This window comes from Synechococcus sp. CBW1108 (assembly GCF_015840335.1).
Classification (GTDB): domain Bacteria; phylum Cyanobacteriota; class Cyanobacteriia; order PCC-6307; family Cyanobiaceae; genus Cyanobium_A.
This window is the reverse complement of sequence record NZ_CP060395.1, coordinates 902,197-925,125: the sequence shown is the minus strand read 5'-3', so window position 1 is coordinate 925,125 and position 22,929 is coordinate 902,197. Positions and strand designations below refer to the sequence as shown.

21 protein-coding genes, 2 tRNA genes and 3 rRNA genes are annotated in these 22,929 nt (G+C 63.0%); 9 read left to right on the top strand and 17 right to left on the bottom strand.

Annotation, left to right across the window (positions count from 1 at the left end; all coding sequences use genetic code 11):
• Nucleotides 1-105 precede the first annotated feature (105 nt).
• The 7 genes from H8F27_RS04970 to H8F27_RS04940 all read left to right on the top strand — a co-directional run bounded on the left by H8F27_RS04970 (nucleotide 106) and on the right by H8F27_RS04940 (nucleotide 7,010).
• Nucleotides 106-1,591: ribosomal RNA gene (locus H8F27_RS04970) — 16S ribosomal RNA — on the top strand.
• 187 nt (nucleotides 1,592-1,778) lie between these two features.
• Nucleotides 1,779-1,852 (top strand) — tRNA-Ile (locus tag H8F27_RS04965).
• A gap of 35 nt (nucleotides 1,853-1,887) precedes the next feature.
• Nucleotides 1,888-1,960 (top strand) — tRNA-Ala (locus H8F27_RS04960).
• Nucleotides 1,961-2,505: 545 nt separating this feature from the next.
• Nucleotides 2,506-5,392 (top strand): 23S ribosomal RNA (locus H8F27_RS04955).
• A 153-nt stretch (nucleotides 5,393-5,545) separates the two neighbouring features.
• A 5S ribosomal RNA gene (gene rrf, locus H8F27_RS04950) occupies nucleotides 5,546-5,662 on the top strand.
• The 16S, 23S and 5S rRNA genes sit together here with 2 tRNA genes alongside, the layout of an rRNA operon.
• 66 nt (nucleotides 5,663-5,728) lie before the next feature.
• The gene (locus H8F27_RS04945; protein WP_370594467.1) at nucleotides 5,729-6,652 is read left to right on the top strand and encodes a YihY/virulence factor BrkB family protein; all 924 of its coding nucleotides are present in this window, start codon (nucleotides 5,729-5,731) and stop codon (nucleotides 6,650-6,652) included.
• A gap of 22 nt (nucleotides 6,653-6,674) precedes the next feature.
• The gene (locus H8F27_RS04940; RefSeq protein ID WP_197151742.1) at nucleotides 6,675-7,010 is read left to right on the top strand and encodes a hypothetical protein; all 336 of its coding nucleotides are present in this window, start codon (nucleotides 6,675-6,677) and stop codon (nucleotides 7,008-7,010) included.
• Here H8F27_RS04940 and H8F27_RS04935 read toward each other — a convergent pair.
• The 7 genes from H8F27_RS04935 to H8F27_RS04905 are packed head-to-tail and all read right to left on the bottom strand — an operon-like array spanning nucleotide 7,007 to nucleotide 12,357.
• Nucleotides 7,007-7,396, bottom strand: coding sequence for a DUF2834 domain-containing protein (locus tag H8F27_RS04935; protein ID WP_231596526.1), 390 nt, complete (start codon nucleotides 7,394-7,396; stop codon nucleotides 7,007-7,009). The two genes, H8F27_RS04940 and H8F27_RS04935, sit on opposite strands and share 4 nt — an antisense overlap.
• The gene (locus H8F27_RS04930; protein ID WP_197151740.1) at nucleotides 7,393-7,647 is read right to left on the bottom strand and encodes an exodeoxyribonuclease VII small subunit; all 255 of its coding nucleotides are present in this window, start codon (nucleotides 7,645-7,647) and stop codon (nucleotides 7,393-7,395) included. The genes H8F27_RS04935 and H8F27_RS04930 overlap by 4 nt, the downstream gene beginning before the upstream one ends.
• Before the next feature lie 3 nt (nucleotides 7,648-7,650).
• On the bottom strand, nucleotides 7,651-8,826 hold the full coding sequence (gene xseA / locus H8F27_RS04925) for an exodeoxyribonuclease VII large subunit (protein ID WP_197151738.1): 1,176 nt from the start codon (nucleotides 8,824-8,826) through the stop codon (nucleotides 7,651-7,653).
• Nucleotides 8,823-9,008 (bottom strand): hypothetical protein, encoded by a 186-nt coding sequence (locus H8F27_RS04920; RefSeq protein ID WP_197151731.1) that lies wholly within the window; start codon nucleotides 9,006-9,008, stop codon nucleotides 8,823-8,825. The genes xseA and H8F27_RS04920 overlap by 4 nt, the downstream gene beginning before the upstream one ends.
• Nucleotides 9,009-9,060: 52 nt before the next feature.
• Complete coding sequence (gene hrpB, locus H8F27_RS04915) at nucleotides 9,061-11,598, bottom strand: ATP-dependent helicase HrpB (RefSeq protein WP_370594492.1); 2,538 nt, start codon at nucleotides 11,596-11,598, stop codon at nucleotides 9,061-9,063.
• A 29-nt stretch (nucleotides 11,599-11,627) separates the two neighbouring features.
• Nucleotides 11,628-12,011, bottom strand: a complete 384-nt coding sequence (locus tag H8F27_RS04910) for a hypothetical protein (protein WP_197151729.1) — start codon at nucleotides 12,009-12,011, stop codon at nucleotides 11,628-11,630.
• 43 nt (nucleotides 12,012-12,054) lie between these two features.
• Nucleotides 12,055-12,357 (bottom strand): DUF2973 domain-containing protein, encoded by a 303-nt coding sequence (locus H8F27_RS04905; RefSeq protein WP_197151727.1) that lies wholly within the window; start codon nucleotides 12,355-12,357, stop codon nucleotides 12,055-12,057.
• Nucleotides 12,358-12,634: 277 nt separating this feature from the next.
• On the opposite strand from H8F27_RS04905, the gene H8F27_RS04900 reads away from it, so the two are divergent.
• Nucleotides 12,635-13,777 (top strand): trypsin-like peptidase domain-containing protein, encoded by a 1,143-nt coding sequence (locus tag H8F27_RS04900; RefSeq protein ID WP_197151726.1) that lies wholly within the window; start codon nucleotides 12,635-12,637, stop codon nucleotides 13,775-13,777.
• A gap of 29 nt (nucleotides 13,778-13,806) precedes the next feature.
• Here the strand turns inward: H8F27_RS04900 and H8F27_RS04895 are convergent, their stop codons facing one another.
• The 5 genes from H8F27_RS04895 to H8F27_RS04875 form a co-directional block, all read right to left on the bottom strand.
• A complete protein-coding gene (locus H8F27_RS04895; RefSeq protein WP_197151724.1) occupies nucleotides 13,807-14,034 on the bottom strand; it encodes a hypothetical protein in 228 nt (75 codons plus the stop codon).
• Nucleotides 14,035-14,169: 135 nt separating this feature from the next.
• Nucleotides 14,170-14,403, bottom strand: coding sequence for a hypothetical protein (locus H8F27_RS04890; protein ID WP_197153681.1), 234 nt, complete (start codon nucleotides 14,401-14,403; stop codon nucleotides 14,170-14,172).
• A 121-nt stretch (nucleotides 14,404-14,524) separates the two neighbouring features.
• Nucleotides 14,525-16,276, bottom strand: coding sequence for an ABC-F family ATP-binding cassette domain-containing protein (locus tag H8F27_RS04885; RefSeq protein ID WP_231596524.1), 1,752 nt, complete (start codon nucleotides 16,274-16,276; stop codon nucleotides 14,525-14,527).
• A 149-nt stretch (nucleotides 16,277-16,425) separates the two neighbouring features.
• Nucleotides 16,426-16,719, bottom strand: coding sequence for a hypothetical protein (locus H8F27_RS04880; RefSeq protein ID WP_231596523.1), 294 nt, complete (start codon nucleotides 16,717-16,719; stop codon nucleotides 16,426-16,428).
• Nucleotides 16,720-16,781: 62 nt separating this feature from the next.
• A complete protein-coding gene (locus H8F27_RS04875) occupies nucleotides 16,782-17,066 on the bottom strand; it encodes a hypothetical protein (protein ID WP_197151722.1) in 285 nt (94 codons plus the stop codon).
• A gap of 165 nt (nucleotides 17,067-17,231) precedes the next feature.
• Between H8F27_RS04875 and H8F27_RS04870 the strand changes: the two genes are divergently transcribed.
• Nucleotides 17,232-17,543 carry a hypothetical protein gene (locus H8F27_RS04870; RefSeq protein WP_197151720.1) on the top strand — a complete coding sequence of 104 codons (312 nt, stop codon included), beginning with the start codon at nucleotides 17,232-17,234 and terminating at the stop codon, nucleotides 17,541-17,543.
• Here H8F27_RS04870 and H8F27_RS04865 read toward each other — a convergent pair.
• The 5 genes from H8F27_RS04865 to H8F27_RS04845 form a co-directional block, all read right to left on the bottom strand.
• Nucleotides 17,526-18,668: an anhydro-N-acetylmuramic acid kinase gene (locus H8F27_RS04865; protein ID WP_197151713.1), complete on the bottom strand. Its 1,143-nt coding sequence runs from the start codon at nucleotides 18,666-18,668 to the stop codon at nucleotides 17,526-17,528. The genes H8F27_RS04870 and H8F27_RS04865 overlap by 18 nt on opposite strands.
• A gap of 10 nt (nucleotides 18,669-18,678) precedes the next feature.
• The gene (locus tag H8F27_RS04860; RefSeq protein ID WP_197151712.1) at nucleotides 18,679-19,314 is read right to left on the bottom strand and encodes a peroxiredoxin; all 636 of its coding nucleotides are present in this window, start codon (nucleotides 19,312-19,314) and stop codon (nucleotides 18,679-18,681) included.
• Between the two features lie 64 nt (nucleotides 19,315-19,378).
• On the bottom strand, nucleotides 19,379-21,016 hold the full coding sequence (gene hflX, locus H8F27_RS04855) for a GTPase HflX (protein WP_197151710.1): 1,638 nt from the start codon (nucleotides 21,014-21,016) through the stop codon (nucleotides 19,379-19,381).
• 28 nt (nucleotides 21,017-21,044) lie between these two features.
• On the bottom strand, nucleotides 21,045-21,698 hold the full coding sequence (locus tag H8F27_RS04850) for an HAD-IA family hydrolase (protein ID WP_197151704.1): 654 nt from the start codon (nucleotides 21,696-21,698) through the stop codon (nucleotides 21,045-21,047).
• Nucleotides 21,695-22,912 carry an NAD(P)/FAD-dependent oxidoreductase gene (locus H8F27_RS04845; protein ID WP_231596521.1) on the bottom strand — a complete coding sequence of 406 codons (1,218 nt, stop codon included), beginning with the start codon at nucleotides 22,910-22,912 and terminating at the stop codon, nucleotides 21,695-21,697. The genes H8F27_RS04850 and H8F27_RS04845 overlap by 4 nt, the downstream gene beginning before the upstream one ends.
• Nucleotides 22,913-22,929 lie beyond the last annotated feature (17 nt).

Genomic DNA, 22,929 nt, shown 5'->3' with positions numbered 1-22,929 from the left:
CAACCTTCTGTCAGAGGAAGGGGCTCCAACTGCGACACCTACGCCAGTGGGTTGAAGCGGGTGAGAAGCAAATCAGGTTGAGGCGCAAGCCAAGAGGACTTGACTACAACGGAGAGTTTGATCCTGGCTCAGGATGAACGCTGGCGGCGTGCTTAACACATGCAAGTCGAACGAACCTTCGGGTTAGTGGCGGACGGGTGAGTAACGCGTGAGAATCTGCCCTCAGGAGGGGGATAACGGCTGGAAACGGCCGCTAATACCCCATATGCCGAGAGGTGAAATGAATTTCGCCTGAGGATGAGCTCGCGTCTGATTAGCTAGTTGGTGTGGTAAAGGCTCACCAAGGCATCGATCAGTAGCTGGTCTGAGAGGATGATCAGCCACACTGGGACTGAGACACGGCCCAGACTCCTGCGGGAGGCAGCAGTGGGGAATTTTCCGCAATGGGCGCAAGCCTGACGGAGCAACGCCGCGTGAGGGATGAAGGCCTCTGGGCTGTAAACCTCTTTTATCAAGGAAGAAGATCTGACGGTACTTGATGAATAAGCCACGGCTAATTCCGTGCCAGCAGCCGCGGTAATACGGGAGTGGCAAGCGTTATCCGGAATTATTGGGCGTAAAGCGTCCGCAGGCGGTCTTGAAAGTCTGTTGTTAAAGCGTGGAGCTCAACTCCATTTCAGCAATGGAAACTAGAAGACTAGAGTGTGGTAGGGGCAGAGGGAATTCCCGGTGTAGCGGTGAAATGCGTAGATATCGGGAAGAACACCAGTGGCGAAGGCGCTCTGCTGGGCCATAACTGACGCTCATGGACGAAAGCCAGGGGAGCGAAAGGGATTAGATACCCCTGTAGTCCTGGCCGTAAACGATGAACACTAGGTGTCGGGGGAATCGACCCCCTCGGTGTCGTAGCCAACGCGTTAAGTGTTCCGCCTGGGGAGTACGCACGCAAGTGTGAAACTCAAAGGAATTGACGGGGGCCCGCACAAGCGGTGGAGTATGTGGTTTAATTCGATGCAACGCGAAGAACCTTACCAGGGTTTGACATCCTGCGAATCCCTTGGAAACTTGGGAGTGCCTTCGGGAGCGCAGTGACAGGTGGTGCATGGCTGTCGTCAGCTCGTGTCGTGAGATGTTGGGTTAAGTCCCGCAACGAGCGCAACCCACGTCTTTAGTTGCCAGCATTAAGTTGGGCACTCTAGAGAGACTGCCGGTGATAAACCGGAGGAAGGTGTGGATGACGTCAAGTCATCATGCCCCTTACATCCTGGGCTACACACGTACTACAATGCTACGGACAAAGGGCAGCAAACTCGCGAGAGCTAGCAAATCCCATAAACCGTGGCTCAGTTCAGATCGTAGGCTGCAACTCGCCTACGTGAAGGAGGAATCGCTAGTAATCGCAGGTCAGCATACTGCGGTGAATACGTTCCCGGGCCTTGTACACACCGCCCGTCACACCATGGAAGTTGGCCACGCCCGAAGTCGTTACTCCAACCCGCAAGGGAGGAGGATGCCGAAGGTGGGGCTGATGACTGGGGTGAAGTCGTAACAAGGTAGCCGTACCGGAAGGTGCGGCTGGATCACCTCCTAACAGGGATACAATAACTAATCGTGATGTCTGAGTAGTTTATTCTCAGGCCATGATTCTGTCATCTCTAAGGTCGATCGGTACCTCAATTTGAGAACTAGTGAAGGATTGGGCAACCAACCTGGAGACCAGTTTATCAATTTCAGTTCCTAAACTTTGTCTAGGTCACCCCAAAGCGGGCTACACTCCTGGGCCATTAGCTCAGGTGGTTAGAGCGCACCCCTGATAAGGGTGAGGTCCCTGGTTCAAGTCCAGGATGGCCCATTCACCGCCTGCTTAGCAGGCAGGACTTGATGGCTGGGGGTTTAGCTCAGTTGGTAGAGCGCCTGCTTTGCAAGCAGGATGTCAGCGGTTCGAGTCCGCTAACCTCCATCCAATGTTTGCTCAGCCTTCAAGCCAAACCAGTTATGCCATTGCATAGAAACTAAGTGTGCCGCAGTGCACTACATCAGGGAACTACAGCATGGCAGCTCAGCAGGGGAGTGCAGCCGTGTAGGTGATCTGGAAAATTTGCTGTTGATTTCAGCTTCTTTCCATCGATAGGATGGAAGGACGCTGGATTCATAATTGCCCCATAAATGGGGCCGTGTGTATTTCAGCAGAACCTTGACAACTGTATAGGAAAGTCTGGAAATAAAGCATCTCATGGATGCTTGATTTTTAGCCCGATCGCTGGTTCAGCAATGGACAGGCGGTGGGAGAGAAATCAAGAAAATTCTATTGAGTTTTAAGAGCCGAGAGCTTTCAGTTTTCTTACCTGTCCGCCGAGGACAAGTGAGTTTGATCCTGGCATTCAAACCGCATTAGTCTCCATAAGCAATTATGGAGCCTGGTGGAGGTGAATCCAGCGAGAATCGGCCTCAACAGCCGCGCGTAGTTCGAGAAATCGAAGCTGCCAAGAACTGGAAGTATAAATTGGTCAAGCTACAAAGGGCTCACGGTGGATACCTTGGCACACAGAGGCGATGAAGGACGTAGTTACCTGCGATAAGTCTCGGGGAGCTGGAAACACGCTTTGATCCGGGAATTTCCGAATGGGGCAACCCCTAGAACGGCCGCCTGAATCCATAGGGCGGCGCGAGCCAACCCAGCGAACTGAAACATCTTAGTAGCTGGAGGAAAGGAAAGTAAAAACGACTCCCTAAGTAGCGGCGAGCGAACGGGGAAGAGCCTAAACCGATGGATTCGTCCATCGGGGTTGTGGGACAGTAACGTGGACCAACGGAGTTAGAAGAAGCGTTTGAATGGCGCGCCATAGAGGGTGAAAGCCCCGTATTTGAAAACAAAGTTGGCCTAGCTGTATCCCGAGTAGCACGGAGCACGTGAAATTCCGTGTGAATCTGCGAGGACCACCTCGTAAGGCTAAGTACTCCTGTGTGACCGATAGCGCAACAGTACCGCGAGGGAAAGGTGAAAAGAACCCCGGGAGGGGAGTGAAATAGAACATGAAACCGTGAGCTTACAAGCAATGGGAGTCCGACTAATCGGATGACCGTGTGCCTGTTGAAGAATGAGCCGGCGACTTATAGGCACTGGCAGGTTAAACCGGAAATGGTGGAGCCATAGCGAAAGCGAGTCTGAATAGGGCGATCGTCAGTGTTTATAGACCCGAACCCGGGTGATCTAACCATGGCCAGGATGAAGCTTGGGTGATACCAAGTGGAGGTCCGAACCGACTGATGTTGAAAAATCAGCGGATGAGCTGTGGTTAGGGGTGAAATGCCAATCGAACCCGGAGCTAGCTGGTTCTCCCCGAAATACGTTGAGGCGTAGCGTCTAGTGCTCCAGCAGGGGGGTAAAGCCACCGTTTCGGTACGGGCTGCGAGAGCGGTACCAAATCGATACGAACTCTGAATACCCTGTGTGTAACTAGGCAGTCAGACTGTGGGGGATAAGCTCCATGGTCGAAAGGGAAACAGCCCAGACCGCCAGCTAAGGTCCCCAAATCAATGCTGAGTGATAAAGGAGGTGGGATTGCCCAGACAACCAGGAGGTTTGCCTAGAAGCAGCCATCCTCAAAGGAGTGCGTAATAGCTCACTGGTCGAGCGATCCTGCGCCGAAAATGAATGGGGCTAAGCATTGTACCGAAGCTGCGGATTTATTTGCTTTTTGAGCAGATGAGTGGTAGGGGAGCGTTCCATGTGGGGTGAAGCGTTAGCGTAAGCGGGCGTGGACTGCATGGAAGTGAGAATGTCGGCTTGAGTAGCGAAAACATGGGTGAGAATCCCATGCCCCGAAACCCTAAGGGTTCCTCCGGCAGGCTCGTCCGCGGAGGGTTAGTCAGGACCTAAGGCGAGGCCGAAAGGCGTAGTCGATGGATAACAGGTCAACATTCCTGTACCTGTGATGTTTTGGGAAGGGGGACGGAGAAGGCTAGCCAAGCCAGATGTTGGTTACTGGTCCAAGCGTTCGAGGTGTTGAGAACCGGTGAAAACGGTTTGAGCCAAGGCGTGAGTGCGAGCTGCTACGGCAGCGAAGTTGGTGATGTCATGCTTCCAAGAAAAGCCCTATACCCGTTAAGGCATCATGGCCTGTACCCGAAACCGACACAGGTGGGGTGGTAGAGAATACCGAGGGGCGCGAGGTAACTCTCTCTAAGGAACTCGGCAAAATGGCCCCGTAACTTCGGGAGAAGGGGTGCCACCGCAAGGTGGTCGCAGTGAAGAGGCCCAGGCGACTGTTTACCAAAAACACAGGTCTCCGCTAAGTCGCAAGACGATGTATGGGGGCTGACGCCTGCCCAGTGCCGGAAGGTTAAGGAAGCTGGTCAGCGCAAGCGAAGCTGGCGACTGAAGCCCCGGTGAACGGCGGCCGTAACTATAACGGTCCTAAGGTAGCGAAATTCCTTGTCGGGTAAGTTCCGACCCGCACGAAAGGCGTAACGATCTGGGCGCTGTCTCGGAGAGAGGCTCGGCGAAATAGAATTGTCTGTGAAGATGCGGACTACGTGCACCCGGACAGAAAGACCCTATGAAGCTTTACTGTAGCTTGGTATTGTGCCCGGGCTCGCAATGCGCAGGATAGGTGGGAGGCTTTGATCATCGGCTTGCGGGTCGATGTGAGCCAACGGTGAGATACCACTCTTTGCGAGCTAGGGTTCTAACGGCCACCCGTCATCCGGGGGCCGGACAGTACCTGGTGGGCAGTTTGACTGGGGCGGTCGCCTCCTAAAAGGTAACGGAGGCGCGCAAAGGTTTGCTCAGGCTGGTTGGAAATCAGCCGACGAGTGTAAAAGCAGAAGCAAGCTTGACTGTGAGACCAACAAGTCGAACAGGGAGGAAACTCGGCTTTAGTGATCCGACGGTTCTGAGTGGAAGGGCCGTCGCTCAACGGATAAAAGTTACTCTAGGGATAACAGGCTGATCTCCCCCAAGAGTTCACATCGACGGGGAGGTTTGGCACCTCGATGTCGGCTCATCGCAACCTGGGGCTGAAGTCGGTCCCAAGGGTTGGGCTGTTCGCCCATTAAAGCGGTACGCGAGCTGGGTTCAGAACGTCGTGAGACAGTTCGGTCCATATCCGGTGCACGCGTAGGAATATTGAGAGGATTTCTCCCTAGTACGAGAGGACCGGGAGGAACGCACCTCTGGTGTACCAGTTATCGTGCCAACGGTAAACGCTGGGTAGCCATGTGCGGAGTGGATAACCGCTGAAAGCATCTAAGTGGGAAGCCCACCTCAAGATGAGTATTCCCATGGCGTAAGCCAGTAAGGTCACGGGAAGAACACCCGTTGATAGGCTCTATGTGGAAGCGCAGTAATGCGTGAAGCAGAGGAGTACTAATAGACCGAGGGCTTGACCATTACTCAAGCTCTTAGGTGTCAGCGATGACACAGCTTTTTTCCAGACGGTCAGCCCCTATCTTCCTGAGGTACGTCGCATGGCGTTGCCGCTTGGGGTGACTGGTTGACTTTTCCTATGCAGTTCTCAGGGTTCAACCTGGGAGTGAAGATTATCCTGGTGTCCATGGCGCAGTGGAACCACTCCGATCCATCTCGAACTCGGTTGTGAAACGCTGCAGCGGCAACGATATTTGGGGGGCAGCCCCCTGAGAAAATAGCTCGATGCCAGGTAAAACTTTTATTCCAATAAAAAGCCACCCCGAGGGGTGGCTTTTTTGTTGTTTGGCTGGTTGCTTGATGTACCTGCGGCGGCGAATGACCCTGGCAAGCTCGCGTCGATGTTGGAAGCCGTTCTGGCTGGCATACCGCCTCTGGCTGAGATTTGACTGCGTTGATTTAAGCGCTGCTTTTGCCTATCACAGCCTGCAATCGTCGTTCCCCGTCCTGTTGATAGCCCTCTCCCTGGCGGCGAAGTTGCTGGGGAGAGATGAGGGTTTGTATGAGCGGTTGATCTCCCTAGTGGCTGATTTTCTGCCCGCTACGGCTTTTCCCCTGTTCGCTTCAACCCTTGCCGCATTTCTGAGGCAGGGTTTTGGCGCGGGCCTTTTTGGCGCGGTTGTGTTGGTGATGACGGCCAGCAATGCATACCTCACCCTGCAGCGCGGTGCTGATCGTTTGTGGTGGGATCGCCCTTTTGGGCTGGAGGGATTGTCCTGGCAGGAGCTGGTGATCCGCTACTTGCAGCTGCGAATCAAGGCCTTTGGTCTGGTTCTCCTGTTTGCATTGCTGATCGCTGTGGATCAACTTTTCACCAACATGCGCTTGTTTGGCTCAGCTGGTCTGCGGGATGGCTTGCTGAGCATCTGGCCCTGGGCTGGTCTGATTCAGCAGCCCGTTTCCTGGGGGGTGGATCTGGCAATTTCCCTGCTGCTCAGCGTCGGCGCTTCCCTGTTATTGCTCTGGGTGTTGCCGTCACGCCGAATTAATTGGCGCCCCTTGGTGCCGGGGGCCCTGTTGATTGGCACTTCACTCACCTTCTTCAACCTTGTGCTCGGCAGGGTGCTGGTGACCCTTGGCGTCCGTTTCCAGGCCTATGGACTTGTCGGTGCCGTGTTGGTGCTGAGTCTTTGGGTTTGGTTGGTTGGGGTAATCATCTACTACGGCCAGTGCCTTTCCGTTGTTCTGCACCGGCGCTCCCGCGTCAGGATGGGACTTCCCTGAGGCCCCAGGCCAGCTAGCTGAGATGCAGCGATCAAACACCTGGATCTGGCTCCTGCTGTTGGCCCTACTTTTGCTTGCCCCAGGCCCGGCAGGGCGCTTTCTACTCGATCTTCTCGGTGGCCTCACCCTGCTTTTTCTGCTTTTGCCCCTGTTGCTGGGCGCGGCTGGTTTCGTGGCCTGGCAGGTGCTGCAAAGGAGGCTGCGGCCATGCCCGGCCTGCGGTTTCACCAGCACTGCCCCCGACCTATGCCCGGCATGTGGCTCCCCCCTCGATGGCGGTTCCAACCCAACCTCAAGCCAGGACCAGCTCGATGCCAGCAATATCACCATTGACGTTGAGGTCGTTGAGGAGGATTAGGCCAATGGGTTGGCTTCTGCTGCCAGCTCGGCCAGCCTGCGCTCCCTTAGGTACAGAAATAGGGGTGCCCCGCAGGCAAAAGCGACTGTCACTGAGCAGAGCAGAACCCAAGCCAGGCCGCGCATCTCCAGTCTGCGACTCTCCTGCACTATCCAGATCACCACAGCTGTGGCACCGATAGCCAGATCACGAGAGAGGGAACCGGCGGCTGGATTGGCATTTGCCAGTTGCACAAACAGGCCCAGATCGAAGCTGGATCCGTATTCGCGAATGAATTCGATGTTGGCAAGCCAGGGCAGCACCGCCCCGGCGATCGCGAGGGTCAGGTAGATCCACTTGAGCAGGGGGTTGCCAGTCGCTGGCTTGCTGGGTTGGGTGCTGCTCACGGGGAATCGCTGAGGGGAACGGGCGTTTCACTGCCTTCATTCCACACCATCACCTCCTCTTCCACCCTGGTCAGAAGAACCTCGCAGCGATCCAGATAGCTCCGGGCCCTTCGATAGAGGCCGGCCATCTCCTCCACGTCGAGGTCATTGGCCTGCAGGGCCGCCAGGGTGAGTTGCAGGGCAGTGTGGGCTTCGTTGTAAGAAAGATCGCTTTCGCCAGAGCTGTTTTTGGTGCTTTTGGCCTTGGGCATGGCTCAGGACTCGACCGGTTCGGCGGGCCCGTAAATCTCGCGCACTTCCGTGCCCACTTGGCCATCGCCCAACTGGAGCGCAAGCAGGTCACCTTGCTTTAGGTGCTGGATTGAGCGCACCAGCTGCCCATCGGCGTTGTGCACCAGGCTGAATCCCCTTGCCAGCTGATGCTGGGGTGAGAGGGCTTTTAGCAATTGCTGCGCATGCAGCAGGCCGGCCCGTCTGGCCGCCAGCAGGCTGCGCGGATGCAGGATTTCCAGTCGTTCACGCTGGTGGCCGAGACGCTGGCGTTCCCCTTGGAGCCGCGCCCTTCCCAGCTGTCCCAGATGGACGGCCTGTTGCCGCAGCCCTTGGCGGACCGTTACCTGGTCGGGCAGCAGGGCCACCACGGCGGCCGTAGGTGTAGCCGCCCGCAGGTCGGCCACCAGGTCGGCGATGGTGGTGTCATCTTCATGGCCAATGCCGCTCACCACGGGCACCGGGCAGTTGGCCAGGCAGAGGGCCAGCTCCTGGTGGTCAAAGACCGCCAGATCCTCCCGGCTGCCCCCGCCGCGGGCAAGCACCACGGCTTCGATGCCCATCGCTTCGGCCTGATTGCCGACCCGTATCAAGGCCTCTTCGATTTGCCTTTGGACGGGCCCCTGCACTGGAATCGGAACCACCAGCAGCCGGGTGGCGGGCCAGCGCTCGGCGGCCGTGCGCAGCATGTCGGCCAATGCCGAGCTGGGGCAGCTCGTCAGCAGGGCGATGCGTTGCGGGAAGGGGGGCAGGGGCCTTTTGCGGGCCGGATCCAGGAGCCCTTCGCGGGCCAGCTGGTCGCGCACCTGCTCAAATTGGCGCAGCACGCTGCTGAGGCTGGGCCGAATCTCCAGGGCTTGGACGCAGAGGCTGGCCCGACTGCTCCAAAAATTCAGCTTGCCCACCACCACCACGCCGTCCCCATCGGCCGGTACGAAACTGAGCCTGGCCAGCTGGGAGGCCCACACCACCGCCGTGATCGAGGCCTGACCATCGACCAAGGTCATCCAGAGATGGCCCTTCTTGAGCTGGGGTCTGCTGACGGTGGCATCCAGCAGAAAGCGGGGCGCAAAGCCTCGCTCCAGCAGGCTGGCCACGGCCCCATTTAGCTCCGCAACGCTGTAGCGCGGGATGGTGGGGCTGTCGCCCGATCCTGTCATTGCTGGAGTTGGCGGTAGCAATGCCACCAGTAGGCGCTGATCAGGCCCGCCCCAAGGGCAACCGCCTGGCCGATCGGTTGGTCGATTCGGATCAGGCCCGCAGCACAGATCACCAGGGCAGTGCTGAGCAGCCTCGACCCATCGCGGCGGTTCTTCACGTAGAAGCGAGCCAAGCGGTGCATTCGAGAAGCTGCCAGTTTGGACCAGCCCTGGGCCGGGAGCCCATGGGGGCGACTACGGCAATCGGCTCGCCTGGGACTTGGTCAGGGCAGTGGCCTGGGCCTGGCTCGGATCTTCTGGCCAAGGGTGTTTGGGATAGCGCCCCCGCAGTTGCCTGCGCACCTCCTGGTAGCCGCCCTGCCAGAAGCCCGCCAGGTCCTGGGTGACGGCCGCGGGCCTCCCCGCCGGGGTAAGGAGCTGCACGGTCACGGCCAGCTTGCCCCCGAGCACCGTGGGGTTGGCGCTGGCCCCGAAGAGCTCCTGCAATTTCACGGCCAGCACCGGCAGGCCGCTGCTGTAGTCCAGCTCCACCCTGCGACCGGAGGGCACGGTCAGGCCCGCCGGCAAGAGCCGCTCCAGCTGGGGGCGCAGGCTCCAGGGGCAGTCGCCCCAGAGCGCCTCCTCCAGGGGGATTGTCTGCAGATCGTCGCGGCTGCGCAGGCCCGGGAGCCGGGGCCCGAGCCAGGTCTCCAGTTCGGAGAGCAGCCAGGCCTGGCTGCGATTGGGCCAGGGATCGCCGAGGTGTTGGTGGGCCATGCTGAGGCGGTGTTGAAGTTGGCGGCTGGAGCGATCCCAGGGCAGCGCCTCCAATCCCAGCTGCCGCAGCCCATCCAGCAGCGCCCTGCCGATGGCCTCGGGATCGGCACCGTTCCAGGGCTGGCGTTCCAACACCAGCGATCCAAGGCAGAGGCAGCGTTCGCTGCGCACCCGCTGGGCTTCCCCATCCCAGCGACTGTCCAACTGGGTACGCCCTAGCCCGCCAGGCTGCCGGGCCAACTCCCGCAGCTGCTCCGGATCCAGGGCCAGCGCCAGCTGAATCCGGGCTTCCTGACCCTGGCCGTCTAGCTGGGCAATGGCCAGGGCGGGGCTGGCCACCAGGGGGTCGCCGGGATGGAGAACGGCACCGCGTCCGCCGCTCAACAGAAACCGACCAGGCCTGCCGGGTCTGGCCAGGGCCAGCCGCTCGGGGTAGGCGGCGGCCACCAGTAGGGCAGCTGAGTCGGCGATGCTGCCAAGCCGCCCTGGCTCTGCGGCCGCTGCGTGGGGGGGATGGGGTGCGAGCTGGCGCACCTGGCGCCGCAGCTGGGCCTGAATCTGCCGCAGCTGCCGCCGGCGGCCATCGGCCGGGCTGTCCGCCGCCAGCCAGTCAAGGCGGCGCACTAGGTCGCAGCCCGCCTCCTGGCGCGGCAGGGGATCCCGCTCGCTGAGCAGCACCGCCAGGGCGCAGGCCAGTTCGAGCTGGCCGCGTTGTTCACCGAGCAGCAATAACTGGGCCAGGCGCGGATGCAGCCCTAGCTGGGCCAGCCTCTGGCCGTGGTCGCTCAGGCGGCCTTGCCCATCGATGGCGCCGAGCTGGCTGAGTTGCTGGCGGGCTTCCTGCAGGGGCTGCGCTGGGGGCGGATCCAGCCAGGCCAGGCTGGTGCCCAGGGGGTCGCCCCAGCGGGCCAGCTGCAGGGCCAGGGGCATGGGATCGAGCTCCATCAGTTCCGGCGGGTCGAAGGCCGGCCGCCGCCGCTGTTCGGCCGGTGACCACAGCCGCAGGCAACGGCCCGGCCCCAGCCGTCCCGCCCGCCCCGCCCGCTGCTCGGCGCTGGCCAGGCTGGCCGGCACGGTCACCAGGCCGTCCATGCCGCTGCCGGGGTTGAAGCGGTTGCGACGGCTGAGGCCGCTGTCGAGCACCAGGGTGACTCCGGCCAGGGTGAGGGAGCTCTCGGCGATGGAGGTGGCCAGAACCACCTTGCCGGCGGCTTGCTGGGCCGGGCCGATGGCGCAGCCCTGGGCCGCCAGGGGCAGGTTGCCGTGCAGGGGCACGCAGTCGATCGCCTGCCCCCAGCTGGTGGCAGCAATGGCCCGGCTGCAGGCCTGGATCTCCCGCAGGCCCGGCAGGAACACCAGCACGGTTTCGCCCTGGCCCCGCTGCTCGAGCCAGTGCTGCTCCAGGGCGCGCACCACCTGCTGCTCCAGCCGCTCATCGGCCCTGGGCGTTTGGTGGCTGATCGTCACCGGGTGGCAGCGGCCCTCGCTGCTGAGCACGGCGGCCCCAGGGAGTTGCTGGGCCAGGGGGGCCAGGTTGAGGGTGGCCGACATCACCACCAGCCTCAGATCAGGCCTGAGCAGTTCGCGGGCCTGGCGCACCAGGGCCAGGGCCAGGTCGGTGTCGGCCCCCCGCTCATGGAATTCATCGAAGATCAGGCAGTCCACCCCAGCGAGGCCGGGATCCGCCTGGAGGCGCCTGAGGAACAGCCCGTCGGTGAGCACCTCCAGCCGGGTTGCAGCCGAGGTGCATGACTCCAGCCGAACGCTGTAACCAACCCGCTCGCCCACCGATTCGCCGAGCTCGGCGGCCAGCCGTTGGGCTGCAGCTTTGGCCGCCAGCCGGCGGGGCTCCAGCATCCAGATCCTGCCGATGGGGCTGTGGCAGACGCTGCCGGCTGGGGGCTCCAGCAGGGCAAGGGGTACTCGGGTTGTTTTGCCCGCCCCCGGTGGGGCCTGCAGCAGCACCGTGGCCTCGGGTTTACAGGCCTCGAGCAGCGGCCCTAGGAGCCCGTCAATCGGCAGGGGAGTGGGTGTCGTGGTTGGGATCAGCGCACGTGACGGACGCCATCGACAGGGTGGTAGGCCTCGCCGGTGAGCTCCTCGTAGACGATGGCGGGTAGACCCGTTTCAAACATGGTCTGCAGGGCCTCCTTGAGATAGGGGTTCCAGCCGCCGGTGCTGACCTTGCCGTGGCGCACGGTCCAGTCCCACGTCCCCTGCAGGTCACGGGGGATGCGGCCTTCGCGGTCGCGGCGGGCCACCAGGTCTTGGGATTCCACCAAGCCCACCAGGATCGGATCCTTGCCGTAGGCGGGGGTAATGCTCAGCTCCAGCCGGATCGGATCCTCCTTGATCAGCTTGAGGCGGAACCGCGGCGGTAACTTCAGGTTCGCCAGCACAGCTGCCACGATTTTGGTCCGTTGATCCACCTTCTGTCTCCGCTGAAAAGCGCTTGCTCAACGGTGAGCCTATTCAGTTGGGGTCACCCGGGTAAGCGGGCTGCTCGTTGTCACCGCTGAAGCGCACGGTGAGCAGGTCTTCGTCGGTTAGCTGGCCATCGGCATCGAGGAGCTCGGGATGGATGGTCAAGCGTCCGGTGCGATCGGTAGGGGACTCGGCTGCAGACGGGTTGGGGAGGGTGCCGGCCGCATCAGGATCGCCCGGTCTGGGGATTGCCCGGAAACCTTGCCCCATCACTTTGAAGGCCTGCCACAGCAGGGCCACCAAGCAGGCCAAATAGATGAGGGGGAGGAGCTGGGAGACCAGGGCATTCATGGCCGGGGGGCAGGCCGAAGATCAGGGCAAAAGGGGCCTTGAATCCATCATTGCCTGGATTGGCGTGAGATGGGCCCTCCAACGGGGGCGGGGTTACCGGAGTTGGCAAGCATCCAAGCCCAAAGGGTTGTACATGCCGCACCGAATGCAAGGAAGGCAAGCAGAAGCCGGCTGGTGTCCATGCCTTGAAGGAATTCTTCACCTAACTTAAGGGTTGGGGCGCTGTAGGCGTGGCCGCTTGCCTGCCTACGGTTCTGAGAGATTGGTGGCGATAGTGATGGCGGCTGGATTGCGCACTTGGCCCGGGCTCCCCTCCGAAGTGTTGGCGGTGGGCCTGGTAATTTCCGCAGCGGTGTCGCCCTGGGGATGGGTGGCTGCCCGGGCCCAGGGGGCAGCTTCAGCGGACCTGGCCCGCCAGTCGTTTGTGGCGGCAGCGGTGCGCCGGGCGGGGCCTGCGGTGGTCACAATTGACACCGAGCGCACCGTGCTGGTGCCCGGGGGCGGCATGGGCGGGTTACCGCGGGGGTTACTGAATGATCCCCTGTTCCGCCAGTTCTTCGGCATGCCCCAGCAGCAGCAGCCTTCCCAGCGCACCGAAAGGGGCCAGGGCAGCGGCTTTATTTTTCAGGTTGATGGCCTGATCCTCACCAATGCCCACGTGGTGGAGAAGAGCAGCCGGGTGACCGTGGGCCTGCAGGACGGCCGTCGGGTGGAGGGCTCGGTGGTGGGGTTGGATCGCCTCACCGACCTGGCGGTGGTTAAGTTGGCCGGCTCAGGGCCCTGGCCCGTCGCGCCCCTGGGCAATTCCGACGGGCTGCAGGTTGGCGAGTGGGCGATAGCAGTGGGCAATCCCTACGGACTCGATAACACGGTGACGATGGGCATCATCAGCAACCTCAACCGCAATGCCAGCAAGCTCGGCATTACCGACAAACGGCTCGATCTGATTCAGACCGATGCGGCCATCAATCCGGGTAACTCCGGGGGGCCCTTACTCAATGCGGAGGGGGAGGTGATCGGCATCAACACCCTGGTGCGCACCGGCCCTGGCGCTGGGCTGGGCTTTGCCATTCCGATTAATCGGGCCCGCGAAATTGCCCGCCAGCTGATTGCCACCGGCCGGGTTGCCCACCCGGTGATTGGGATCGGCCTTGAGGCTGTCAAGCCTGGCGATGGCACCGGCCTGAGCCAGGGGGTGCGGGTGATGTCGGTCCAGGCCGGCAGCCCGGCCTTCCGGGCTGGTTTGCAACAGGGAGATGTGATCCTGGCGGCAGCTGGCAAGGCCACTGCCAGCCCGATTGAGTTGGTGGCCGCTGTCGAGAAGGCTGGCGTTGGGGGCAGCTTGACCCTCAGCGTCAGTAGGGCTGGCCGGCAGTTTGAAATAACGGTGGTACCAGCCCAATTGGGTGGATCCTCCTGATACGGGCCTCCTGATTCAGGCCTGCTTACTCAAGCCTCATGGGCCAAGTGCTGGGCCAAGCCGGGAGCGATCTGGGCTGGTGTGCCGAGTTGTTGGCGCATCACCCATTGGGTGGCAGCTTTCTGGCTTTGCCAGGCCTGCAGGAGTTGCTTTGCAATCCCCTGGAGGGTTTGCAGATCAGCGGTGGCCTCGATGGCCCGGCTCATGCGCTCCAGCTCAAATTGCTGACCGAGGCTGAGGGCGAGGGGTTCAGACATGGCACGCACCGCGAATAGCTGTTGGACTTGCCAAGGCTACAAAGTGTTTCAGTTGCGGTCGTAGCGATTGCGACAGGGCAATGGGCTCTGTGCGCAATCGCTGTTATGAAGCCTGCCCCTGGATCCCTTAGGGGCTCAGGCGGCCTCGCGCAGAAGTTCGACGCAGCGGGTCACGCAGGCGCCGTCATCTAGGGAGCAGCTTGTGATGCACTCGAAGTAAACGTCCATCGAATCGATGGCTTGGTCCGGCTCAGCGTGAAAGTCATGGAGGCCCGCGCCGAAGCCGGAGTTGAGCCCGGAGTTAAATCCCGAATTGAATCCCGTATTGGCGGAGCCGAACTGGCCAGCGCCCATGTGGTTGAGTTCCATGATCTCCTGCAGTGGCAATGTCCTGTCAGCCTATGCACACCAAACCAGGGGCACCAGGGAAATGAGTCTTCCTGCCTAGGCAACGGTGAAGTTGTATGTCTTCCCCTTGGGGTGCTATGGCTCAGCCTGCTTTCCCCTGGGGTTTGCGAGAGGTCCGTTTGGCCGCCTTGCGCTTGGTCTCGGCGGCCTGGCGGGCCAGCTCGGCCTCCTCGTTTTTCCTGCTGAGGTAGTAGGCGTAGTCGCCCCGGTAGAGCACCAGCTGGCCATCGCGAATCTCCACGATCCGGTTGGCCACCCGTGAGATGAAATAGCGGTCGTGGCTGACCAGCAGGGCAGCACCCTCGTATTCGATCAGGGCGTCTTCCAGCATTTGCTTGGCTGGGATGTCGAGGTGGTTGGTGGGCTCATCGAGCACCAGCAGGTTGCAGGGAGTGAGCAGCATCAGGGCCAGGGCCAGCCGCGCCTTTTCGCCACCCGAGAGCTGGCCGGCTTCCTTGAACACGCTCTCGTTGCTGAAGCAGAAGCTGCCCAGCAGCGAGCGCACCTGGGTTTGGGTCCAATCGGGCACAACCTCGAAAATCGTATTGATGACCGTCTTGGAGAGCTCCAGGGCCTCTGCCTGATTTTGCTCGAAGTATCCGGCCAGGATGTTGTGCTCACCGAGCTGGGCCAGGCCTCCCTCGGGGCGTTCACTGCCCATGATCAGGCGCAGCAGGGTCGACTTCCCTGCCCCGTTGGGGCCCACGAAGGCGATGCGATCGCCCCGCTCGATCTCCAGGTTGGCGTCGAGAAAGAGGATCTGGTCGCCGTAGCTGTGGCTGAGGTCGCGGATCTCTGCCACCAGGCGCCCTGAGCGGGGGGCTGGGGGGAAGCGGAAGCGCGGACCACTGACACTTTCGATCGGGGCCTGCACCCGCTCAACCTTGTCGAGCAGTTTCTCGCGGCTCTTGGCCTGGGTAGAGCGGGTGGCGCTGGCTCGGAACCTGTCGATATAGGCCTGTTGGGCGCCCAACTCCTTCTGTTGCCGCTCGAAGGCTGCTTGGCTGGCTTCGCGCTCGAGCGCCTTTTGTTCGAGATGCTGGCTGTAGTTGGCCAGATAGGTGCGCGACACCCCCCTTTCGGTTTCAACGATCTGGTTGCACACCCGATCCAGGAAGGTGCGGTCATGGCTGATCACAACCAGGGCTGCCGTCTGCTCCACCAGATAGCCCTCGAGCCACTGGATTGTCTCCATGTCGAGGTGGTTGGTTGGCTCGTCGAGCAGCAGCAGATCGGGCTCCTGCAGAAGGATCTTGCCCAGGGCAATGCGCATCTGCCAGCCGCCGGAAAAATCCCCCACCAGTTGCTCGGCCCCCTCCGGGGTGAAGCCGATCGTGGGGAGCAGCTTGTCGATCCGGGCATCGAGCTCGTAGCCATGCAGGGCTTCGAAACGGCTGTGCAGCCGACCAAGCTCGTGGATCAGCCCATCGAGGTGATCTGGATCGGTTGCGGCCTGCTCGCTGGCCATGGCCTGCTCCACCTGGTGCTTGCGGAGCAGCACCTCAGCGGCTTCGCCGAATGCCTGGAAGAGCTCTTCCCGCACGCTGCGCTGGGGGTCAACGTCAAATTCCTGCTGCAGATAGGCGATGCGGGGCTCCCCCTGCTTCACCACCAGGCCGCTGCTGGCCTCCTCGAGCCCGGCGATGATCTTCATCTGGGTGGATTTGCCGGCTCCGTTGACGCCCACCAGGCCGATTCGGTCGCCAACCTTCACTTCCCAGGTGACATCGCGCAGGACCTCGCCGGTGGGGTAGATCTTGCCGATTCGTTCGAGGCGGAGCACGGGATGGGGGGTTGGGGTGGAGGTGCCGATTCGGGCCTGGTGCAGACTCATCTGCCCATCACCTTGCGCCGGCCATGATCAAGCGCCTTGAGCAGGTGACGGCCCTGGTGGTTGCAGCTGGGCTGGCGCTGGTGAGCTATTGGCTGTTCTTCAGCTGGGCGGGAGGCGAGCGGGGCCGCAGCCCGGAAAAAATTCGCAGCTCACAGCCCGCCGCGGGCCTTCACCAGCCACTGCTTGCTGTCAATGTCGTCCAGGGTCGCGATGTAACTGCGCACCTCCTGGACCGTCACCGGCAGGTCGAAAGCCTGGCCCAGCTCCACGATTCGCTCAAGGGAGCCGGTGGGATCCTGGAGCGCCTGCCTGAACAGTGACTGGGTCAGGGCTTGATCCGAACTGATCCGGGCGTAGAGCTCCTCTGCGTTGCTTGCATCGATATTCGCTGTGTCACTTGCTTGGTCACTTGCTTGGTCAGTTGCAGTGTTGCTTTCTTTCATTGCAGAGCGGCCATTGCATACAGCTTGGATGAACCAAGCCTAAACGCAGTGAAGCTTCAGGTTCACGCTGCCTGACGGGCCTCGTCGCTCTCCGGGGTGCCGCAGGCCGAGGCGTCTTCCATGGTGCGGGCATCAAGGCAGAGCACTTTTCGCAGCTCGGCGTAGTTGGCCGCCAGGGCATCGCGCCCTTCCTGCTGGGCCCCGTATTCAGCCCGTTGGAGCACGTGGTGGAGGTGGGTCAGCAGGTAGGTGCTGATCACTGCTGAAACGAGCACATCGCTGGGCTCGGCAGTGAGACGTTTGCGGCTTCGGCTTGGTTTGGTGCTGGCTGTTGGGGATTGGGGCACGGGGCGCACCTGCGGGGGGGGGGGGGGCTGGAGATGGAATCGATGCCTTCAGCATAGTCATGGATAGTATCCCTTAGCAGCTCTGTATGCTTTGTCATACCCGGGGAGATCCTGCAGGCTCTGCCCCGAGCCTGTTTTTTGCCCATCGTTGCTCCAGCTCCTTCAGTGGCTACGCGCCAAACCTCCTCCAGCGGTAGGGCCAAGTCGCCCCGCATCCAGGTGGTGCTGCCGGAAGAGCTCTGTCAGCGCCTTGCCGATCTGGCCGATGCCGAATCGCGCACGGTCAGCAATATGGCGAAGGTGCTGATCCAGCAGGGCGTTGAGCGTCTGGAGCGGGCCCGGCCCCGCACCCCCGGCAGCAGCCAGGCTGCTCTGGAGGCGGACCTATTTCGAAAGGATCTGGAGGAGCGCCAGCGCCAGAAGCCCCAGCGCCTGCGCGGCGCCCCCCGCCGGCTGCGCCTACATCGGCCAGGCTGAGGCCTGGGGTCTGGCGCACAGGCCCAGCACGGCGGCTTTGCGGGCACCGGTTACAGAAGGCGCGTTGCCGCGATGGCCGCGCACATGCCACCAGGCGAGCATTGCAAAGACAAGGGCTTCGCGCTCGGCCTCTGCAATGCCCAGCTCCGCCAGCGGCCGCACGATCAGGCCGCGGCAGCGCTCGACCAATTGGCCCATCAGCAGCCCGTTACGGCATCCTCCTCCGGCCACGAGCATCTCAATCGGCTGGGGGCCGTGGCCCAGCTCCTGGCCCACTACCGCCGCACTGAAACCGGTCAGGGTGGCCAGGGCATCCGCTGGCGGCCTGTCTTCGAGTTGGGCCAGTCGCCGCTCCAGGTCGTCCTGGCCAAAGAGTTCTCGGCCGGTGGATTTCGGTGGCTGGGCCTGGAAGTAGGGCTCCCGAAGCCAGAGCTGGATCAGGGTTTCATCGCTCCGTCCCTGCCGGGCCCAGGCCCCATCGGCGTCGTAGGCCAGCTGGCCACCGCTGAAGTGACGGGTGGCCAGATCCAGCAGGGTGTTGGCGGGGCCACAGTCCCAGCCCCGCACGCTCTGGTGGCGCTCGGGTCCCGTGGCGGGGGGGATCAAGGTGAGATTGGAGATGCCGCCAAGATTCAGCACTGCCCGCCAGCCGCCGCAGCGGCCCAGCAGGGCCTGGTCTGCGGGCGGCACCAGGGGGGCGCCCTGGCCGCCTAAGGCCAGGTCGGCGCTGCGAAAATCAAACACCACCGGCCTGCCGAGCAGCTCGGCCAGCAGCGGGCCCTGCAGCAGTTGCCAGCTGGCCCCTCGCCTGCCCTGCTGGGGCGGGCGATGCCAGATGGTCTGGCCATGGCAGCCAACCAGGCTGGCCCTGCCGCCGGGATCACAGGCCCGGGCTGCCCGGGCCTGTTCTTCTGTGACCGCTTCGGCCAGCTCCACCAGCTCCGCTGAGCTAAGGGGCTGGCCCTGCCCCAGGGCGATCAGCCGCCGTTGCAGGTCGGTGGGGTAGGGGCTGAAGTGGTGGGCCTCAATTCTCCAGCGCGGCCGCCGGGGCGGGCCGGCAAAGCTGGCCAGCACCCCATCCACGCCATCGGCGCTGGTGCCACTCATCAACCCCAGCACCCGCATCAGAGGCGGCTCACTTGTTGGGCTGGGGGGTCATGCGCAGGTAGGGCTTGATCTCGGTGACGCCCTTGGGGAACTTGGCCCGGGCGTCTTCGGTGGAGATCGAGGGCACCACCACGCAGTCCTCGCCGTCGGTCCAGTTCACCGGGGTGGCCACAGAGTGGTGGTCGGTGAGCTGGAGGGAGTCGATCACCCGCAGGATTTCGTGGAAATTCCGGCCGGTGCTGGCGGGATAGGTGATCTGCAGGCGCAGCTTCTTGTTGGGATCGATGATGAACACCGAGCGCACCGTCAGGTTGTTGAGGGAATTGGGGTGGATCATCCCGTAGAGATCGGCCACCTTTTTGTCGGCATCAGCCAGGATCGGGTAGTCGACGCTGGTGTTCTGGGTCTCGTTGATGTCGCAGATCCAGCCGTTGTGGCTCTCGGCCGAATCCACGCTCAGGGCGATGGTTTTGACATTGCGCTTGTCCCATTCGGGGCGCAGCCGGGACACCTCACCCAGCTCGGTGGTGCACACCGGGGTGTAGTCGGCGGGGTGGGAGAACAGCACCACCCAGCTGTCACCGGCGAAGTCGTAGAGGTTGATCGGACCCAGTTGGGAGTCTTGGGTGAAGTCGGGAACGGTATCGCCGAGTTGGAGGGTCATGGCTGCAGGGGAGATGGAATCCAATTGAAGATCGTGCCACAAGCCAGTGCTCGGATGCGGTGGTTCAGGTCTCACACCCCTGGGCCGGCCAGCTGCGCAGTTCCTGCTTGAGACGTTGAAGACCCAGCGAGGCCGTTGCAGAAACGAACAGGGCCGAGCTTTCCAGGTCACGGGCCCGCTCGATTTCGGCGGCCGGGCAGCGGTCGATCTGATTGGCGATCAGGCGCCGCGGGGCCGTGGCGCCAAGGGAGTCGAGGATGGTGTTCACCATGTGCCACTGCTCCGGCCAGGCTGGATCAGAGAGGTCGACCACAACCATCAGGCCATCAGCCTCCAGGGTTTCCTCCAAAGTGGAGCGGAACGCCTCCAGCAGGGGTGGGGGCAGGGCCCGGATGAAGCCCACCGTGTCGGTGAGCAGCAGGGGTTCCGGCAACTCAAGCCGCCTGGTGGTGGGGTCCAGGGTGGCGAATAACTTGTTTTCAGCCAGCACCGGCTCGCGTCCACTGGCTCGGGTTAGGGCATTGAGCAGGGAGCTCTTGCCAGCATTGGTGTAGCCCACTAGGGCCAGCCGCCGCATGCCCTGGCGGCTGCGGCGCAAGCGGGCCCGGTGTTCACCCAGGTGGCTCACCTCCCGCTGGAGCCGCTCAAGGCGGCGGGCAATGGCACGGCGGTCCTTCTCCAGCTGGGTTTCCCCCGGCCCCCGGGTGCCGATGCCACCCCCCTGGCGGGACAGGCTGAGGCCCCGGCCGCTGAGCCGGGCTAAGCGGTAGCGCAACTGGGCCAGTTCCACCTGCAGCCGGCCGGCTGCACTGGCTGCCCGCTGGGCAAAGATGTCGAGAATTAGCTCGCTGCGGTCACTCACCGGTAGATCCAGCAGGCGTTCCAGGTTGCGGGCCTGCACTGGCGTGAGTTCCCGGTCTGTCACCACCAGGGTGGCCCCCAGTCGCCTTGCCTCCAGGGCCGCTTCACCCACCTTCCCCTCGCCCCAGAGGGTTTGGGGCGCCACCTGGCTGCGGCGCTGTTCCACCACCCCCACCGGCACCGCTCCGGCGCTGCACACCAGCCCCTCCAGCTCGGCGATCAGCCGCTGGGCGGCGCCCCGGTCTCCCGGGCTGAGGGCCAGCAGCAAAACCCTCTCCTGCCCTGCCTGGGCTGGGGCGATGGCGGTCGCCAGCGGCTGGCGCTCGACCGCGAAGCCCAGGGGATCGCGGCCGCAGAGCTCGGGGAGATCCGCTGCGGCCAGCACCACCCAGGGTTCGGCCTGCTCGGGCTGGGCCACCAGCAACTGGCCTGGCCACTGGCCTCCCGCTCCCGTCCGGTCGCCAAAGCGCAACCACAGCAGGGGAGCCAGATCCAGCCCCACGATTCCCTCCTGGCGGCCTGGTTCGAGCTGCTTGGAGCGGCCGCAGCAGGTGAGCAGCCTCAGGTCAGAGCCCTGGCGGCGGTCGGATCCTGGGAGGCGCTCCAGCAGCCGGCCCGATTGCTCCAGGGGCCCCACCCACAGCAGCCTGCCCAGGCCCCGCCCGTCCACCACCAAGGTGAGGGGCAGCTCCAGCTCAAGGCTCTCGCTGGCCAGCCGCTGCAGGCAAAGCAGTTCGGCGACCTGGTCTTCGGGGTGGCGCCGTTGGCAGAGCCGCTCAAGTCGCCGTTTCTGGGCGGGCCGCAATCCGGCCGTGCGTCCCGCCAGAACCCCTTGCTTCACCAAAGGCTCTTTGCGGGGGTACGGCCGATCATGGGCGCTGCACCTTCACCCAGCGGATTCCGGCGGCCTGGGCACCGGCCCCATCCTCCGGGCTGTCACCCACATGCCAAACCTGCCCGGCCGTGAGATCCAGCCGGGTCAGGGCCAGCTGATAGGGCAGGGGATCGGGTTTGGCGGCTCCGGCTGCTGACGACACCACCACCGCCTCCAGCCAGCTGGCCAGCCCCAGAGCCTCGAGCAGGCCGGGCAGGCGGCTATCAAAGTTGCTGACGACGGCGAGTCGCAGGCCGCGACGGTGCCAGGCCTCCAGGTGCCCAGGCACGTCGGCGTAAACCTGCCAGAGATCGGCCTGGGCAAAGCGTTGGAAGAGCTCCCGGCCCAGGTTCGGCGGCGGGGCAGCCCCCGCTGCAAGGGCTCCGGCGGCGCTGAGTACCTCGCCCACCCTTGCTGTCCACCAGCCGATCTCGGCCTCCTCCAGGGCCCGCTCGCCGAGTCCGGGAAAGGCCAGGGGCGGGGCTTGCCGATAGATGCGGGGGAAGGCGCGATCGATGGCTGCAGCCTCAACTGTCAGGCCGTGGCGGCTGGCCAGCGCGGCATAGGTGCTCCCCACGCTGGTGCGCAGGCCAATCAGGGTCCCCATGGCATCGAGCAACAGGCCCCTGGGACTCCTCCCCGGGTTCATCGCGGCCAGTCCGCCAGCCAGCCGGCCGCCACTTTGAGCTGGTGGGCCTTGCCGGGCAGCCGGGCCAGGTAGGCCAGCCTGCGGATTTGGTAGGCGGCCGCTCCCGCCAGGGTGAATCCCCCCCCCGTGAGGCTGGCCTCGCCCACGCCAAGGCTCATCATTTCGCCGAGGTCGTTGAACTCGAAGGGCTCCAGCCCTTCCCCTGCCAGCGAATGCACCAGGTTGCCGGCCAGGCATTCGGCCTGTTGGAAGGCCACTTGAGCATTGGCAGGCAGGGCAGCTTCCCTGCCGCTGTCTTCCATCTCCACATGGGCGATATCGCCTAGGGCGAAGATGTGGGGGTGGTTGCGCAGCTGCAGGCTGCTCTGGCACAGCAGGCGGCCCTGGCGGTCAACGGGGGCAGCAGGGTGGATCTCCGGGGCGCAAAAGCTGAGGCCGGCGGTCCAGATCACCGCCTCCACGTTGAGGTGCTCCTGCCCGCCAGGCCCCTTCAGTTCAAGCCCGTCTGCTTGCACCGCCTCCACCTGGGTGTGGCTGCGCAGGCGTACGTCACGGCGCTGCAAGGCGCGATCCGCCTGTTCCCGGTTGAAGGCCTTGGCCAGCGGCAGCAGGCCAGGGCCCTGCTCGATCAGCTCCACAATGGCGCTGCCCTCGAGCTGGTCGGCCAGTTTGCAGGCCAGCTCCACGCCGCTGGCCCCAGCTCCCACCACGGCCAGCCGCTGCAGGGGCCGAGCCCGTTCCCGTAGCTTGCGGATCAGGCCCTGCAAGCGCTCCACATCGGCCAGGGTTCGGAAGCCGAAGCAGTGCTCCACCACTCCAGGAATCCCGAAACTGTTGGCCTGGGCTCCGGTGGCCAGCACTAGCCGGCTGAAGGCCAGTTGCCGGCCTGCGCCGGTATGGATCAGGCCGTTGTCAGAGTCAATGCGCACGACCCGGTCCTGCAGCCAGGCAACCCCTTTGCCCGCCAGCAGGGTGTCGTAGCGGGGGGCGATTTCCCAGCTGCGCAGTTCGCCGCTGAGCAATTCATAGAGCAGGGGGAGAAATAGGAAGCGATCGTTGGGATCGATCAGCAGAATCGGTGGATGCTGGCGCTGGCCGGCGAGCGCCAGGGCTGTGTAGAGCCCGCCGAAACCGCCTCCCACAATCACCACCGGGGCCGTTACCGGCGTCGCCGCAGACTCCACCATTGCTTTGTGGTCCGTTGCCGACAGCATCGACCAAACCCTAACCA